The organism is Bacillus sp. AFS023182 (assembly GCF_002560575.1).
In the GTDB taxonomy this organism is placed as follows: Bacteria; Bacillota; Bacilli; order Bacillales; family Bacillaceae_G; genus Bacillus_A; species Bacillus_A arachidis.
The window spans coordinates 44,916-61,728 of record NZ_NTRO01000032.1 but is presented as its reverse complement, the minus strand read 5'-3'; the positions used below and the strand labels follow the sequence as shown (position 1 = coordinate 61,728).

At 35.0% G+C, this 16,813-nt stretch carries 18 protein-coding genes, 1 riboswitch and 1 other annotated feature; of the genes, 10 read left to right on the top strand and 8 right to left on the bottom strand.

Translation table 11 applies throughout. The annotated features are described in order from the left end of the window. The first annotated feature begins 52 nt into the window (after positions 1-52). The 4 genes from CN288_RS16745 (at position 53) to CN288_RS16730 (ending at position 4,351) form a co-directional block, all read left to right on the top strand. On the top strand, positions 53-463 hold the full coding sequence (locus CN288_RS16745; RefSeq protein ID WP_098302665.1) for an ATP synthase subunit I: 411 nt from the start codon (positions 53-55) through the stop codon (positions 461-463). 211 nt (positions 464-674) lie between these two features. Further along, on the top strand, positions 675-1,220 hold the full coding sequence (locus CN288_RS16740) for a DUF2179 domain-containing protein (RefSeq protein WP_026593211.1): 546 nt from the start codon (positions 675-677) through the stop codon (positions 1,218-1,220). 446 nt (positions 1,221-1,666) lie between these two features. Further along, positions 1,667-3,169, top strand: a complete 1,503-nt coding sequence (locus CN288_RS16735) for a malate:quinone oxidoreductase (RefSeq protein ID WP_098302664.1) — start codon at positions 1,667-1,669, stop codon at positions 3,167-3,169. Positions 3,170-3,478: 309 nt separating this feature from the next. Next, positions 3,479-4,351, top strand: coding sequence for a YitT family protein (locus tag CN288_RS16730; protein ID WP_026592295.1), 873 nt, complete (start codon positions 3,479-3,481; stop codon positions 4,349-4,351). A gap of 124 nt (positions 4,352-4,475) precedes the next feature. On the opposite strand, the gene CN288_RS16725 is transcribed toward CN288_RS16730, so the two are convergent. Further along, positions 4,476-5,660, bottom strand: coding sequence for an MDR family MFS transporter (locus tag CN288_RS16725; protein WP_098302663.1), 1,185 nt, complete (start codon positions 5,658-5,660; stop codon positions 4,476-4,478). A gap of 107 nt (positions 5,661-5,767) precedes the next feature. Here CN288_RS16725 and CN288_RS16720 point away from each other — a divergent pair, with 107 nt between their 5' ends. Beyond that, positions 5,768-6,322: a CGNR zinc finger domain-containing protein gene (locus CN288_RS16720; RefSeq protein WP_026592297.1), complete on the top strand. Its 555-nt coding sequence runs from the start codon at positions 5,768-5,770 to the stop codon at positions 6,320-6,322. Positions 6,323-6,430: 108 nt separating this feature from the next. Beyond that, positions 6,431-7,186 (top strand): class I SAM-dependent methyltransferase, encoded by a 756-nt coding sequence (locus tag CN288_RS16715; RefSeq protein WP_098302662.1) that lies wholly within the window; start codon positions 6,431-6,433, stop codon positions 7,184-7,186. A gap of 419 nt (positions 7,187-7,605) precedes the next feature. Here CN288_RS16715 and CN288_RS28850 read toward each other — a convergent pair whose 3' ends face one another. The 6 genes from CN288_RS28850 to CN288_RS16685 form a co-directional block, all read right to left on the bottom strand. Then, positions 7,606-7,749: a hypothetical protein gene (locus CN288_RS28850; RefSeq protein WP_098302661.1), complete on the bottom strand. Its 144-nt coding sequence runs from the start codon at positions 7,747-7,749 to the stop codon at positions 7,606-7,608. A 102-nt stretch (positions 7,750-7,851) separates the two neighbouring features. After that, positions 7,852-7,993, bottom strand: a riboswitch (cyclic di-AMP (ydaO/yuaA leader). 38 nt (positions 7,994-8,031) lie between these two features. Then, positions 8,032-8,493, bottom strand: a complete 462-nt coding sequence (locus tag CN288_RS16700) for a GNAT family N-acetyltransferase (RefSeq protein WP_098302660.1) — start codon at positions 8,491-8,493, stop codon at positions 8,032-8,034. Positions 8,494-8,635: 142 nt separating this feature from the next. Continuing rightward, a complete protein-coding gene (locus CN288_RS16695; protein ID WP_098302659.1) occupies positions 8,636-9,790 on the bottom strand; it encodes a 1-deoxy-D-xylulose-5-phosphate reductoisomerase in 1,155 nt (384 codons plus the stop codon). 136 nt (positions 9,791-9,926) lie between these two features. Beyond that, positions 9,927-10,138 (top strand) — a binding site (T-box leader). Between the two features lie 112 nt (positions 10,139-10,250). After that, on the bottom strand, positions 10,251-10,718 hold the full coding sequence (locus CN288_RS16690; protein WP_098302658.1) for an NUDIX hydrolase: 468 nt from the start codon (positions 10,716-10,718) through the stop codon (positions 10,251-10,253). Between the two features lie 13 nt (positions 10,719-10,731). Continuing rightward, on the bottom strand, positions 10,732-10,905 hold the full coding sequence (locus CN288_RS28845; protein WP_170833655.1) for a hypothetical protein: 174 nt from the start codon (positions 10,903-10,905) through the stop codon (positions 10,732-10,734). Positions 10,906-10,924: 19 nt separating this feature from the next. Further along, positions 10,925-11,764, bottom strand: a complete 840-nt coding sequence (locus CN288_RS16685) for a DUF2785 domain-containing protein (protein ID WP_098302657.1) — start codon at positions 11,762-11,764, stop codon at positions 10,925-10,927. A 127-nt stretch (positions 11,765-11,891) separates the two neighbouring features. Between CN288_RS16685 and CN288_RS16680 the strand changes: the two genes are divergently transcribed. After that, positions 11,892-12,725, top strand: coding sequence for a hypothetical protein (locus CN288_RS16680; RefSeq protein WP_026592304.1), 834 nt, complete (start codon positions 11,892-11,894; stop codon positions 12,723-12,725). 127 nt (positions 12,726-12,852) lie between these two features. Further along, complete coding sequence (locus CN288_RS16675; protein WP_098302656.1) at positions 12,853-13,875, top strand: tyrosine-protein phosphatase; 1,023 nt, start codon at positions 12,853-12,855, stop codon at positions 13,873-13,875. A gap of 125 nt (positions 13,876-14,000) precedes the next feature. On the opposite strand, the gene CN288_RS16670 is transcribed toward CN288_RS16675, so the two are convergent. Continuing rightward, positions 14,001-14,540 carry a kinase gene (locus CN288_RS16670; RefSeq protein ID WP_026592306.1) on the bottom strand — a complete coding sequence of 180 codons (540 nt, stop codon included), beginning with the start codon at positions 14,538-14,540 and terminating at the stop codon, positions 14,001-14,003. 203 nt (positions 14,541-14,743) lie between these two features. On the opposite strand from CN288_RS16670, the gene tnpA reads away from it, so the two are divergent. Beyond that, a complete protein-coding gene (gene tnpA, locus CN288_RS16660; protein ID WP_098302655.1) occupies positions 14,744-15,142 on the top strand; it encodes an IS200/IS605 family transposase in 399 nt (132 codons plus the stop codon). Between the two features lie 11 nt (positions 15,143-15,153). Beyond that, positions 15,154-16,266: an RNA-guided endonuclease TnpB family protein gene (locus CN288_RS16655; RefSeq protein WP_098302654.1), complete on the top strand. Its 1,113-nt coding sequence runs from the start codon at positions 15,154-15,156 to the stop codon at positions 16,264-16,266. The last annotated feature ends 547 nt before the right edge of the window (positions 16,267-16,813 follow it).

Sequence of the window (16,813 nt, the reverse complement as noted above, 5' to 3'; positions counted from 1 at the left end):
TTGCTGCTTTTTTTTTTACCTATTGCAAAACTTGAAACAAGGAGCGGATATTTTGATTGAAGTTGCGTTACGAGTATACAAACTACAGTTATATATGATTTTTAGTGGTTTACTACTTTTATGGACGATAACGCCTTTTTCAAAGCAAGTTACTGGCTTTGGGATCGGATTAGCAGTCAGCGCATACTGTCTTTGGTTGCTAGCAAGACGAGTTGAAAAGATTGGGAAAAGCATTGTATTAAAACAACGAGCGCCAGGATTAGGGATTTTAAATCGTTTTGCAGCTGCTATATTGGGTGCAATCATTATGTATGAAATTGAACATGAAATGGAAATGTGGGCATTTGGTACTGGCATTTTAGGCGGGCACTTTTTAATGATTGCGAATTTAGCCTATGCGAATATACAATTAGCTAAAGAAGAAGAGAAACGAAGAGGAAAAAATGAAAAGAATTTGAAATAAATGTAAAAAGACCGACATAAAGTCCTTTTTCTATCATATCTTTCGAGAGGACTCCCACCTCTAAACATATGAAGGTGAAGAAAAAACACGGAGAATAAAGTTTTACATTATTTTTCATGTGAAATCTTAAAGAATTTTATGAAAACCCATCGCTTTCTAAAGGTTATATATGTTATTATGACAAAAGACTTTTTGAAAGAGGTGGATGCAAATGTTACAAGCGCTACTTATTTTTGTACTTCAAATTATTTATGTTCCTGTTTTAACAATCCGGACGATTTTGCTTGTAAAGAATCAAACAAGATCCGCTGCTGGTGTTGGACTATTAGAAGGTGCAATCTATATTGTAAGTTTAGGGATTGTATTCCAAGATTTATCAAATTGGATGAATATTGTATCCTATGTCATTGGCTTTAGTGCCGGGCTTTTATTAGGTGGTTATATAGAAAATAAATTGGCAATTGGGTATATTACATACCAAGTTAGTTTACTAGACCGTTGCAATGAGTTAGTTGATGAGTTAAGACATTCAGGATTTGGTGTAACTGTATTTGAAGGGGAAGGGATAAATTCGATTCGTTACCGTTTAGATATTGTTGCAAAGCGTTCACGTGAGAAAGAGCTTTTAGAAATTATTAATCGAATCGCACCGAAGGCATTTATGTCTTCATATGAGATTCGTTCTTTCAAAGGTGGCTACTTAACAAAAGCTATGAAAAAAAGAGCATTAATGAAGAAGAAGGAGCACGCATCGTAAAGAAGGGAGAAGCGAAAAGCTTCTCCTTTTTATTGATGATATGGATATTTTTGAGAGAAAGTGACGTAGTATACATTGTAAATTAATTAATTTTTCCTTTTTAATCTCTATTAAGTGCGGGGAAACATATTATAAGTAACGGTAAAAAATTGGAGGGTTTCGGTTCACAGGTAAAGGCGAACCAAAGCCTTTATCTTAAGGTTTAGACATTGGTTATTTGGTGTTTTTAGGTCCTTGTGTACGAACTTCTTACTTGTTTACCGGATTAAATGGTTTATAATTATCAGATAATACTAGATATTTTAGTCGATTAATAGTTATAATAGAATATGATATGGCTATAATTGAGGCAGAAAAGATATGTTTCTAGGTTGGGGCCTAGGCGTGCGACATCTGAGAAGATGCGCCTACACTTTTTTGCTAATATAGGGGATGGAGAGATTATCATGAGCAACATGCAGCAGAAAACAGACGTTATCTTAATTGGTGCCGGAATCATGAGCGCGACTTTGGGATCATTATTGAAAGAGTTAGCACCTGAATGGGAAATCAAAGTGTTCGAGAAACTTACAAACGCAGGAGAAGAAAGTTCTAACGAATGGAATAATGCTGGGACGGGCCACGCTGCACTGTGTGAACTGAACTATACATCCGAAAAACCTGACGGATCTATAGATATTGGCAAAGCTATCAAAATTAATGAACAGTTTCAGCTTTCAAGACAGTTTTGGTCTTATCTTGTAAACAGTAATCTGATTCGTAATCCACAGGACTTTATTATGCCGATACCTCATATGAGTATGGTACAAGGGGAAACAAATGTAACGTTTTTGAAAAAACGTTTTGAAGCGCTTTCAAATAATCCGATGTTTCAAGGGATGGAATTTTCTGATGACCCTGAAAAACTGAAGGAGTGGATGCCGCTTATCATGGAAGGTCGTACATCGAATGAGTCAATAGCGGCAACAAAAATCGACTCTGGAACGGATGTCAACTTTGGGGCTTTAACACGTATGTTGTTTGACCACTTACAGAGTAAAAATGTCGAGATAAACTACAAGCATAGTGTTCAGGATATTAAACGTACTAGCGACGGATCCTGGGAAGTGAAAGTGCATGATATTGATAACGGTAAAATGGAATATCATACTGCAAAATTCGTCTTTATCGGTGGTGGGGGAGGAAGTCTACCTTTACTACAAAAAACCGGTATTCCTGAGTCAAAACATATTGGAGGTTTCCCGGTAAGCGGATTATTTATGGTATGTAACAATCCAGAAGTTGTAGAACAGCATCATGCAAAAGTATATGGTAAAGCTAAGGTTGGTGCTCCGCCAATGTCTGTTCCACATCTTGATACAAGATATATAGATAACAAGAAAACATTGCTGTTTGGGCCATTTGCTGGCTTTTCACCAAAGTTTTTAAAAACTGGTTCGAATTTTGATTTGATAGGTTCCGTAAAACCAAATAATGTCCTCACTATGTTGGCGGCAGGTGTAAAAGAGATGGCATTGACGAAATATCTAATTCAGCAAGTTATGTTATCGAGTGAAAAGCGTATGGAAGAATTACGTGAGTTTATTCCAAATGCTAAAAGCGGGGACTGGGACATAGTGGTGGCAGGCCAACGTGTGCAAGTTATTAAAGATACTGATGCCGGCGGTAAAGGAACACTTCAATTTGGTACGGAAGTGGTTAGTGCTTCTGATGGCTCGGTAGCTGCATTGCTCGGTGCTTCTCCGGGTGCTTCTACTGCCGTTAACGTTATGCTCGAAGTATTAGAAAAGTGCTTCCCACAACATATGAACGGATGGGAATCGAAAATAAAAGAAATGATTCCTTCTTATGGTGTGTCACTAGTAGAAAACCCAGAGCTTTTCCAAGAAATTCATACTTCAACAGCAGAGGTGCTTGGTTTAAGCAAAAAAGAACTAGTTTATAGTTAATTCTTTGGATGTAAAAACAAAGATGTTTAAAGAGAATATAAGTAATTTGTAAACAAATATTTGATAAGAGTTAGTCTTAAAGATTGTATATTATAAAAAATGAAAGCCCCATGTATGAATTACATGGGGCTTTCATTTTTAGGGGGAAATAATATACTAATTTTATAACAATTTTGTTAATTAATAATAAAGCTGTTTAACCATTAATATTATGGTGGTAATGTGTTAAAATAGTTATTAGGAGTGAGTCTGGCAAATTAAACATGTGTAGTAATGAAAATAGAAAAAAGTTTGAAACGAGGAAATGATATGAGTAAAATCAAAAAGCACAAGCCCAATAAACTAAAGATCGTTTTACGAGTATTAGCGATTATTATAGGGGCGTTTATAACAGCATATGGACTAGAATCGGTATTAATTCCAAACAATGTATCAGATGGTGGTGTGACGGGTTTAAGTATCGTAAGCTCAGAACTATTTGGATTACCATTAGGAATTCTAATTGCAGTCATTAATATTCCTTTTGTTTGGTTAGGGTATAAGCAAATTGGTAAAAATTTCGCTATTTATTCGGTTATCGGTATTGCTTCACTAGCAATCGGTACGGTTCTTATGCACGACATACCAACTATTATTCACGGTGATACATTGTTAATTACCGTTGTTGGGGGGATTATCATCGGTTTTGGTATGGGGTTAGCATTGCGTAATGGTGGCGCATTAGATGGAATCGATATGTTAGCTGTATTACTTTCTCGAAAGTTACCTTTTGGGACAAGTGACCTCATCTTATTTTTAAACATGTTTGTCTTTATTGTTGTTTCAACGGTATTTGGTCTGCAAGGGGCTATCCTTTCAGCAATTGCTTACTTTATTGCTTCTAAAGTAATTCATATCGTTGAAGTAGGTTTAAGTGGTTCTAAAACTTTTAAAATTATCACAAAGGAACCTGATTTAATGGTAGAAACAATTCGAGACCGCTTAGGTCGAAGTGCAACGTATAATGAAGTGTACGGCGGTTATTCAAAGGAACAATTTAAAGAAATTACTTGTGTTATTAACCGTTTAGAAGAAAGTAAAATAAAAGAAATCATTCATGAAATTGATGAAAGTGCCTTTGTTACGGTATATGACGTAGCAGAAGTGAAGGGCGGCAATTTCAAAAAACATGATATTCATTAATGATTTCGCAAAAAACACATTTTCGTTTTCTGCCTGTTAATGCGGGATGAAAAAATTATAATTATTTTATGAAAAGCACCGTTCAATAATAGACTGGACGGTGCTTTTTTGACGTTATATATGATTACAATCCTGTATGAATCATTTCTTTTTCTTGTTTTTGTTCCATATTTTTTAAAATATGAAGCAAAATAAAACCTGTAACCCCCATTGTGCCAAAAATCAACCAAGGTGTATACATTCCTTGTAACTGTGATGTAAACCATGTTCCTGTGTAGTTTCCAATAATAAATCCAATAGCGAGTGAGAGCTGATAAGCCCCGAAATATGTGGCCGTATAGGATTCATTACTATAATTTGCAATTGTAATGTCAGCATTAGGTAATACAAGTGTTTCGCCAATTGTAAATAAAATGACACAGCCAAACAGCCAATAAGGATGTGGAAACAAAGGAATAAGTAAAAAGGAAAGCCCCATAAATAGCACACCGCATTTTACAATTGAAAGTGTATTGTATTTGTGAAATGTTTTTCGAAATACAATCATAAACAAAACGCCTGTAATTGCATTTACTGTAATGACAAGTCCACCTAACTTTACGCTATGACTGATATTGGTCATATAAAGCGGGAGCGCGACAGTAAGCTGAGTAAACATAATGTAAAAGAAAATCATGATAAATGAGAATAACAGAAAATGCTTATTTTCAAAAACGGCTTTTAATCCAGATAAGAGCTGTACATTTTCAGTAGAAACTTGGAAGTGGGATCTAAGAAGATAAAAAATGATAGCAAATAATAACATGAGAAATCCAGTAAGGATAAATGGATACAAAGGGTTCCATACGAGTAATAGGCTACCAGCAATTGGACCGATAATTGCGCCGCTGTTAAAAGCGAGGTTTAAGTATGTAAATAAATCTTTTCGGATGTTAGCTGGCTGTGAGCCGAATACAGCACGAGCAGCTGGTTCGTAAAATGCAGTTCCAAATCCAATCAGGGAGGCGGAAATTGAAATAGTATGAAACTCTGAAAATATTCCTAAACAAATAAAGCCAATGCCTCTTAATAGTAAACCAGATATCATCATAATCATGTAGCCTACTTTATCGGCGATGATACCAGAAAATAAAGGAATAACTCGTGAAGTAATCGTCATAATGGTTAAAATGGTTCCTACTTGTATGCCAGAAAAGTTTAAAAAACTCGATAAATAGATGGCGAGAAATGCATATACAGCAAAGTATCCAAACGCCATGAAAAATGATGAAATAAGTATAACGCGTATTGGTATAGAAAAGTTTTTCATAGAGACTCCTTTCAATAATGTAACCATTAAAAAGTTTTAATGGTTAACTGTTTTATACTATAATTATACATAAAGTCAGAAAAAAGTAAAATTTAGAAAGATGGTGAATGAATTTGAAACATGGTCAAGAGGCGCCAGGACAATTAGAAACCGTAAGGGACTTTTTAAATACATGGAGAATTCCGAATGATTCAAGAATGTGCGTAGACGGGCTTCATACTATAGATGATGTACTTCAATTTATGAGGATCCATTTTAATGAAGAATTATCTTTTGGTACAGTTGATGAACTGAAACGATTTCGAGATGAAATTCGTTTCGCAGTTGAGGGGAAAGGAGCACTACAACAGTGGTTTGAAAAATATCTATTTCGCGTGTGTGTGACAGAAAACATGGATTCTGTCACATATGAACCAATAGGAGAACGAAATATTTATACAACCATATTGCAAATTATTCTGATTGATATTGAGCAGGGAAAGTGGAAACGATTAAAGGCATGTCCAGATTGCCGCTGGGTCTTTTATGATCATTCTCGTAATGGAAGTAAGCGTTGGTGCGGAATGTATGCGGGGAGTAAAGAGGGGAGAGCTTGTGGTACAATCGCGAAAGTGAAAAATTATCGGGCGAAGAGAAAAGGAAGATCTAGCTATAATGCTTAAATATATAGACAGAAGTTAGCTAATGGGATTTCGTGCAAAGTAACGAGTACTAAGAAAGAAGAATTTGTATGAATGTACGGTGACTATAATAGAGGGGGGATTTGACAAATGGAACAAGCAAAAATGTTAGAGCTCAATAAAAAGTGCTGGGATATAGTAGCGCCTTACTTTTTTCAGGTAGATTCTTTGCCAAGGTACGGGCCGTATACTGCTTCTGAAGATGAAATTCATTTGTTTGATACGATAAAGCATAAAAAGGTTCTTGATATAGGGTGCGGCAGCGGACATTCTTTGGAGTACATGGCGAAGCATGGAGCAGAAGAATTATGGGGCGTTGATCTTTCTACAATACAAATTGATACAGCGAAGCAGACATTAATAGAGTGGAATCCACACTTGATATGTGCTGCGATGGAGGATGAAACAGATATTCCGAAAGAACATTTTGATATTGTATATTCCATTTATGCGCTAGGATGGACATCTGATTTACCAAAAACATTGCAGCTTATTTATTCTTATTTAAAAAAAGGAGGAAGCTTTGTTTTTAGTTGGGAGCATCCGATTTATTCAAACTTGAAGTATGGAACGCCTGAAATTGTTTTGGAATCTTCATATCATGAAGAGGTACCTATTACATTTGAAACATTTAAAGGGGAAGATGTACAAGCTGTATTATATAAAAGAAAATTGAGTACATACATAAATGAGCTTATTAAGGTAGGATTTACAATTGAAAAAATAGTTGAAGGTGAACCATCAAGTGATTTTGAGGAACAAGCAGTTGAACCGTCTGTGAAATATTATTCATTATATAAAGCGAGAGCGTTACCAACAACTTTAATTGTGAAAGCAAGAAAATAAGCTATCGTATAAAAATGAAGGTGTAAATAATGTGTAATATTCATAGGGTGATAATTGGTAGGGGATTATCTCTAATATTCTGATATATTCAGAGTATGTTGAAGGATTGATAGGCCTTGAAGAATACGCTCATGCCACTATTATTTTTTTAATGAATGATTTTAAGGAAGAGAACAACAAATCATGGATTAGAAAACCTAGTGAGTTAAGTGATTTTGATGAAAAAAAGGCTGTTTTGCGCAATTCGATGTGAGAGAGAATACTCATGCTCCACATTGGATAAGTAAATTAATGAAGAATTACTTTTAATGTTAGGAAGGAAAAAGTAACAGAAAAAAGCTTTGCTGTAGTAGCAAAGCTTTTTTCATGTTTAGTTATACTGTACGTATAAATCATCTTATATGCGCAAGAATTTTACTTCATCTTTTCGGCTGGAAAATATGTTGAAAAAAATATTTGTGATGTAAACTATCCACAACTTTGTTTGCTTGATACGTACGTTGCTGCTCTAATCGCATACGCTGTTCCATCATTTTCATCGCATGATCTGATAAACGTAACATTGTACAAGTCTCCTTTGCTATAAATATAGGTTTCTAATGATATCGATACCACAAACTTTATAGCTAAGGAGGGATACTGTGTAACATAAGTAAAAAGCACCCTCTCTCTCCCATTACGCTTACGAGGTTAGCTGTCGGACTCGGGAAGTGAGAGTATCCCTACTTAAAAAAGATTCGCCCCAAGTAGCATCGGCTACATAGATGGTTCCCCCGTTCCAAAAATTGGATTCAGCAAAAGGTTTTATAAAAAATAAAATAACATAACTCGCAAATAAAGTCAAATTATTTAGGTTTTTCTGACTTTTCTAATTGCGTAAGAACGAGTCCATCAGGTAAAACAATATCTGTTATTTCAATGAATCCGTGTTTTTTATATAAAGAAAGCGCAGGGATGTTTGCTTTTCCTGTTTGTACAATATATTTACTTGTTTCAGAGCATATGCTAAATAAATGAAGGAGTAACTTTGTTGCGATTCCTCTATGAAAATAGTCAGGTGATATAACTAGACGATGGATATCAATAATTGTCCCTTCATTTACAAAAGAAATAAATCCTATTAGTTTATTTTCTAAGATGTATCCATAAAATGTTTCGTTACAATTTTGGATATCTTCTACAGTATCGTATAAACGCGGGATTGCCGTGCTGTTTATGTATGTTGCTTCAATTTCATATGCAGGAATTTGAATTGCTAAAATAGCTGAAGCTACATCAAAAGAAGTGATAAGTAATTTATTAATCATGAATAAACCTCCCATTTTAACAGTTAGTAATCTATTACCTTAGTGATCTTAAAAGTATTTGTTACGCATTGCTATAGATGTATTAAATTGAACACGTAAAGAGGAGAGCTAAAGCAGAATGTGTCTGTTTTAGCTCTTTTTTTCATTTTCTAATTAATAATTCGTTTGCATATTCACGAGCCCAACGATCGGCTTCTAGTACAGCCTCTAAAGATGGGTTTATGATATTATGATGAGCTTCAAGTGTAGAATAAATTGTTTTTTCTATATCAAAGAATGAAATTTCATTTTGTAAATATAGCGCATTTGCAATTTCATTCGCGGCATTTAAGACTGCAGGTGCGGTTCCGCCAATCTTTCCAGATTCGTAGGCATAATGTAGACAAGGAAATTTCTTTAAATCTGGTTTTTCAAAATGTAAGCTACCGACTTCTAATAAATTTAACTTTTTATAAGAGGACGGTAATCTAGTTGGATAATGGAACGCATATTGAATAGGCATCCTCATGTCAGGAGCACCGAGCTGTGCCATCATAGATCCATCTATAAATTCAACTAAAGAATGAATAATACTTTCTTTATGAATTAAAACATCAATTTTTTCATAAGGAATATCAAATAACCAACGTGCTTCCATGACTTCGAAGCCTTTGTTCATTAATGTAGCGGAATCAATTGTTAGTTTTGCTCCCATCAACCAATTTGGGTGCTTTAAAGCATCTTTAGCTTGTAAAGTTTCCATCTCATTACGTGTTTTATCTCGAAATGCACCGCCGGAAGCTGTAACAATTAGTTTTTCGATTTCTTTGTTATTCTCACCATTTAAACATTGAAAAATAGCAGAGTGTTCACTATCTACGGGGATTAAACGGCAGTTATTTTGTTTAGCTAACTCTGTCACGATATGCCCAGCTGCAACTAATGTTTCTTTGTTAGCAATGGCAATATCTTTTTTTGCTTTTAATGCTTCAATAGTTGGAAGCAGTCCAGAGACACCGACAACGGAAGTTAATACAAGATTAGAATCAGGATGAGTTGCAACTTCAATTAATCCGTCTTCTCCATAAGTAATTTTCGTATCAGCAGAAATTCGTTTGCGAAGTGTATCTGCTAATTCTTTTGTACCCACGCTAACAATACGAGGATGGAATGTATGTATTTGTTTCTCAAGAATATCAATATTGTGATTTGCTGTTAAACCAATAATTTTAAAGTGTTCAGGATGTGCAGCGACTACATCTAATGCAGACGTACCAATTGAACCAGTTGAACCAAGAATCGAAATATATTTTACCATGATAATTCCTCCAAAGTTGTAGAATCATTTTCCGCAAACCTATATATAATTAGATAAAAAAAGTGAAAGTCCTGCTGCGTAAAACAGAATATTTATGTTTCTCAGAAAAATAAATGTAGTAAAATGTAAAAAATAAACAAAAGCAATGATAGAGAAGAGTACATATTTAGAACTTCACAGAGAGCCGATATCTGGTGGAAATCAGTAAGGGATGAATATGGAATGGACTCTGGAGCTTCTGGCTGAAATAAGTAAGCTAGGGCGATTCGCTTCACGTTAAAGAAGCATCAAGTGAGCTATAACTGTAGCTAATAAAGGTGGTACCGCGGGAGCCCCCTCGTCCTTTTCTAGGACGAGGGGCTCTTTTCATTTTGGAAAGGGGGAGTCAGAATGTGAAGAAAATAATGTTAACAGGAATTAAGCCAACTGGTTACCTGCATTTAGGAACGTCTTTTGGCAACTATTTACTTGTTTTTATTGCAAATGATTGTTGAAATTGCTCAATAATCATTTTTGGTACAGTGCCTATATTATGTGGTAGTGTATGCAATGGAAAGAAACGCAATTCTTTTGACTCGTTAGGAGCACATTGTAAATCACCTTCATAATTTCGGCAAACATAAACAACCATGACACCATATACTTGATCGCCGTTTGGATATGTTTGAAATAATTCAGGTCCCGAAAAAGTATGAAAGAGTTCTAAATCTTTTATAATAAGTCCGGTTTCCTCATATACTTCTCTTTTGGCAGCTTCTTCTAATGTTTCTCCATATTCAAGAGTTCCACCAACAATGCTCCACATCTTAAAATCGGTGCGAAGTTGAAGCAAGATTTCATGTTGTTCATTTAAAATCATAACGTGTGAACCAGTTATGATAAGCGGATGATTCCCTACGAGTTTTCGCATGTCTTCAATGTATCCCATTTTTTTCAACTCCTTATAAATTTAGATTTTTTGCGAATTGTAAATACGTTTCATATTCTGTAAAGCCAAGTTTTTTCAAAATAGGTGCAGAATGTTCTCTTCTTGCTTGGTATGTAGCAAGTAATCGTTTTGATTTGACAATCCTAATGATGAGATTTAATGGCTTTTGTATAGATTGCATGTACATTATGTATGCTCCTGTATCATTAACAATATTTCGGTAATTCCCTCAACATTTTTTCGGCTTGATTGGCTACAGAAGTAAGGTTCGAATCTATTTTTGTTCTGAAAAACAAGGTGCGTAAAAAAGTTTTTATATTTGCACATAATATGAAGTATTCATGACAAGAAAGTCTGACTTTGAATTGTGGTAACCGTTTTATTTTTTTATAGATAATCGAAAAAAGTTGATCTCTTGGAAAGTCATAATAAAGCATAGATAGGAGGGGAGTAACAATTCTTTCATCTTCATTATTATGATATACAGTAGAATAAATGAAAATTTTATTTAATATACAATGAGCAATCTCTTCATAGCAAGAACAGGTAATATGTGAACTGTGTACGAGTTCGTTAAAGGCATCAGATGCATGGGCAATGCTATGAGCCCAGCCTTTATCTTGTACACATCCACGGTAATCTATTTCGAGATTCATATACGTAATGAGCTTTTCTTTTACTTCTTGCACTGTTTCTTGTAATAAAAATGAATGAGAATTATCGAACTGTATAATTAAACCAATTAATAAAGTGGTATAAGAACGTGTGAAAACTCCATCTGTATTTGGAGAGGCAATGTCTTTGTATAAGTAATCGTTACTTAGACAGGTTGTTAATAAAGTCTCCAATTGATCATGGGATAGGAATTCATTTTGAATAAAATGTGCAAAACATTTATATATTAATTGATCACGGACGTAGCTATCAGTGGTTCCGATGTTTTGAATCATATGGGAACTTAACTCATCAAGGTCGATACTCTGCATCTGTATATAGTCATTTAGCTGAATGAGTTCCAACTGTTGTTGCAGTGTAATGATATCCAAAGCTGTTCCTCCTCTCTGCTTTCGTAATGCATCGTTTCCTAGTATTCTATATATTCGAAGACAATCCTGCTCGTGCAAGGATAAAGAATAACTTCTCCCGAAGTAGTTAATAAGGAGGGAGTTTATTATGCTAAAACAAAAACTGGAACATATGGTTGCGCTATACCCAGTCGTATTATTTGATGGGTGGCATATTAAAAATGTATCGGAGCGGAGTGAAGGAGAGAAATGGGAAACACTTTGGTTTCAAGTTTTTACACCAACAGGAGTGTTTCGCGTAAAAGAATTTTTTCTTGATATAATGGAGCCGACATTTCCGGATAGTTGTATGTATCAAGCACAAGGTGAATGTTTTCAGTATAATGCTCTCGTATATTGGAGAGGTGTGAATTATAAAGGTAAAGTTAGTTATGTCATTTCTAAATGGAAAACGCAGATTGAAATTTCAATTGATGAAGGCTTTATAGAGCAACAAGAAATGGAAAAGTTCTTGGAAGGTTTACAACCATTAGAATTAGAGAAAGCAAAAAAACAAGTAAATAAACCATTTCACCAATTAAGTTTTCAGGCAAGAGCACAAATTTGTGGTGAAATAAGTAGATGTAGTAAGTGGCATTTACCAAATGAAGTGCAATTTGATTCTTTACCAATTACAACCCCAGATGAATGGGAACTCGAATCAGTTGGTTTTGGGGATGATGAAATACAATATGTATACTGGGATGTAAAGGAACAACTATATGCTCTTTGGGCGTGTCGTCATTCACAGCACAATTATTATCCAGTATTGTCGTGGATTCAAAATTATAGCCGAATGAAAATGATCAATGGATTAGAATTCTACTCCCATCCTCAGCGTGGTACAGTTGTATATCAAAATTTAGGTGACGAGCAGATTGCATACGTATTTCGTGGTATTCCATCTACAACACTCATAAAAGTAAAAGAAATCTTTTCTTAATCTTAAAGAAAGGCAAGGGAATGTCATAAATATAGTCAGAACAGAGCTATTATATTTGCAATACAATATAATATAATAGATTATTACTTCATATAACGGATTATATAAAGAAAGTATTGGTGACAATATGGAACAACAAAAAGATTGGTTACAAGCAAGTGTAGAACGGAATCTAGAGAATACCTTACATATTGAATGGGAAGATGGAGTAGGAGAAGTGACTATTTATTGGAGTACTTCATCAGAACATATTGAGGAAAATGGACAATTGTTATTGCATGTCACTGGAGCAGCTTCATGTACAATAGCAGATCCGAGTCCAAACATGCGTCCGTATTTCCGGTTAGTAGCAAGTAATGGACAAACAGTTACCGTAGCTGAGCGCCGTTTACCATTACAAGGAGCGTTTAATTTCCGTGATTTAGGTGGCTATGATACAAGTGACGGTCGCAAAGTAAAGTGGGGGAAATTATATCGTTCCGAAGAATTAGCAGGGTTAACAGAATCGGATATTGCTTATTTACAACAGTCTAGTTTAAAACTAATCTGTGATTATCGAACAGATTTTGAAGTGACGCATAAACCAAATCCGAGCATTGCTGGTGTTCGTCAAGTTTGTTTACCCGTCATGCAAGATATAGCAAAAGATTTAAATATTAATGAATTTTTCCAAGTGGGAGATTTATCAATGCTTGGAAAACCAGGTGAATATTTAGTGAAAATGAATAAGGGCTTTGTAGAAGGTAATGAAGCATTTATTGGTTTTCTACAGCTTGCTCAAGATCAAGAAAATTTACCACTAGTTAACCATTGTACTGCTGGGAAAGATCGAACTGGATTTGGTTCGGCACTATTATTACTTCTTCTTGGTGTCCCAGAAGAAACGGTAATGCAAGACTATTTATTAAGTAATGGATTCCGTGAAAAGTTAAATCAAAAAATGATGGAATTTTTAGGCGCGAAGCTACAAAATGAGGAAAGTAAAGAAATATTAGGAGCTATGTTTGAAGCCCGTACTGATTATTTACAGGCAGCAATTGATGAGATTGCTCGTAAGTTTGGCAGTGTTGAAATGTATGCTGAAAAAGGACTTGGGTTTTCAAAAGAACAATTAGAAAATATGAAAACATTGTTACTAGAAGAGAAGTAAACTGTAATTAGTTTTGGTAGGAAATCCTGTTACATCAGCTTTAAAAGGTCATCAAAATAGGCCTAGTGACAGGGTTGCTGTCATAGAGTGTAAAGTAGTGGATTATTCCAGCAACCATACTTTTGTCACCGCTTTTTCAGTGTATTAGTGAAAATGCCTTCTGATGCTTTAGAAACAACCCGAATATCAGAGATGATCATTTTAACGGTTTCTTCTACTGACATGGTTTCGGAAATGATTTTCTCGTTTGGTGAGTCTAGAAAGTCCTTATCAGTGTACCAAGCTGTTAGTTCAGCTTCGCCAAAATCATCAGCGTTGGGTTTGGTTTTATGCCGAGTTATTGTTTCTTTGAGAGAAATGTCATAGTAATAGATATAACTTTCTTCAAATGTATCAATTAGTTCTGTAAGCATAGTTTTGTACTTATGAGTGCTTAGAATACCTTCTACAATTACATAGTTCACTTTACCGATACCGTACAGTGCGGTTTGTTTGATGAGTTCAACAGACAAGTTCCCGACAGTATCTTTCACACGAAGCATATCTCTGCGAACTACATCTTGTGGAACTAATAAAGTGCCTTCTAGGAGTAATTGTAGTTGCCGGGCTACTGTGCTTTTTCCTGAACCTGAGTTTCCACGAATAATTACTAACGTTGTTTTCATACGAACCTCCTTAAAACGAATAGTTAAGTAAATTTTAACACTTTATCCGAAAGAATTCTCCTTCCTCAAGCGTGTGAAGGGCGATAGCAAAGCGGTAGGTGGGAGAGGGATTTCGGTTCGGCGTTAGCCGAAAAGTACTTGCTATTATTTTTATTTTCACTCTGATATAATCAGTCTTATAAAGCATAAAGGTTGGTATATAAATGGAGTTAGATAGTAATAATCATTCAGTATTCTCGCTTTATTATCATCTTATATTAGTTGTGAAATATAGAAGAAATGTATTTGATGATGATATGTCTAACTATGCAAAAGATATGTTTATCAGGATTTCAGAACGCTATAACATAACTTTAGTTGAGTGGAATCATGACAATGACCATGTTCATATTTTATTCAAATCGCATCCAAATACAGAAATTACAAAGTTCATCAATGCGTATAAAAATGCCAGTTTTCGACTAATCAAGAGAGACTTTCCACAAGTGAAAAAGAAACTTTGGAAAGAGATGTTTTGGTCAAGAAGTTTTTGCTTACTCACTACTGGGGATTCACCAATAGAAGTAGTAAAGAAGTATATCGAAAAGCAAGGGGAAAAGTGAGGTGAAATGATATGACAATACATAATAAAGCGTACAAATTTCGTTTGTATCCAACAGAACAACAAGCACATCTTATACGTAAAACTTTTGGATGTGTGCGATTTGTATACAATAAGATGTTGGCTGAACGAAAAGAAGTGTATGAGGAGCACAAAGGGAATAAAGAAGAACTAAAGAAACAAAAATTCCCTACTCCTGCAAAGTACAAGGGGGAGTTTGAATGGTTGAAAGAAGTGGATTCATTAGCATTAGCGAATGCTCAATTAAACTTGCAAACTGCTTATAAAAATTTCTTTAGTGGTCAAAATGGCTTCCCCACGTTCAAAAGTAAAAAGGATAGAAAATCTTATACAACGAATATGGTTAACGGAAATCTTATGTTGCTTAATGGTCATATCAAATTACCGAAGTTGAAGCTTGTAAAGATGAAACAACATAGAGAAATCCCCCCAGACCATGTGATTAAATCTTGCACGGTTTCCATGACATCCACTGGAAAATACTATGTGTCTATCTTGACTGAGTATGAAAAAGAAATCGTGCCAAAAGAAGTGGTAACTGTTATTGGGTTAGACTTTTCTATGTCAGAATTATATGTTAGTAGTGAGAATGAGAAAGCCAATTATCCTCGCTTCTACCGTCAAGTATTAGAAAAATTAGCAAAGGCACAACGAGTATTGTCAAGGCGTACAAAAGGCTCAGAGCGTTGGAATAGGCAACGTATTCTTGTAGCTAGATTACATGAAAAGGTAGCAAATCAACGTAAGAACTTCCTTCATCATAAATCAAAAGAATTAGTTAACAACTTTGATGTTGTAGCAATTGAAGACTTGAACATGAAAGGAATGTCACGAGCACTTAGCTTTGGAAAAAGTGTTACTGATAATGGGTGGGGGATGTTCACGATTTTTTTAGCCTATAAGTTACAAGAACAGGGGAAACAGCTTGTGAAAATTAATAAATGGTTTCCTTCTACAAAGACATGTAGTAGTTGTGGAAACGTAAAGGATGTAGCACTATCTGAACGAGTGTATGTTTGTGATTGTGGTGCGTCAATAGATAGAGATTATAATTCTGCAATCAATATCAAAAATGAAGCTGAACGTTTGTTAGCATTACCATAAATCGTATTAAAGAACCTATGGAACATGGGAGATAGCTCGCGGTCTTACGACTAATTCGTTAGCTAATAAAAGTAACGACTAAACGAGAAGCCCCCACTTCAAACAGCTCGTAAGAGCGTTAAGTGGCGGGTAGTTCACCAGGCCTAGTCACAGGATATCTACTTTTAGTCTGTTAGATAACTTAAAAAATTGTAAAAATAACATACAGAAGCTTTAATAACGTATTATCAAAAAAATTATCTGCTTAAAATTGAAAAAATAGAGGGGCAGACATCTTATTAACCTCTGTCGTTGTTTCTCTTTTTGTATAACTATTTTTAAGATTCGAATGAAACTAGAGAAGAGAGAGCTGCCTTCTACACAGACCAAAATAAACAAAAACAGCAAGCCAATTCACTTTCCATGATGAATGGCAAGGGATTGCTCACATGATCAAATGCGTATATTTGAACGTTTTTTCAGAACGGATCCATCAAGAAGTTCACAATCCGAAGGGTCTGAACTCGAAATAGTGATGCAAAATCGCTAACTGAAATACATAAGGGAG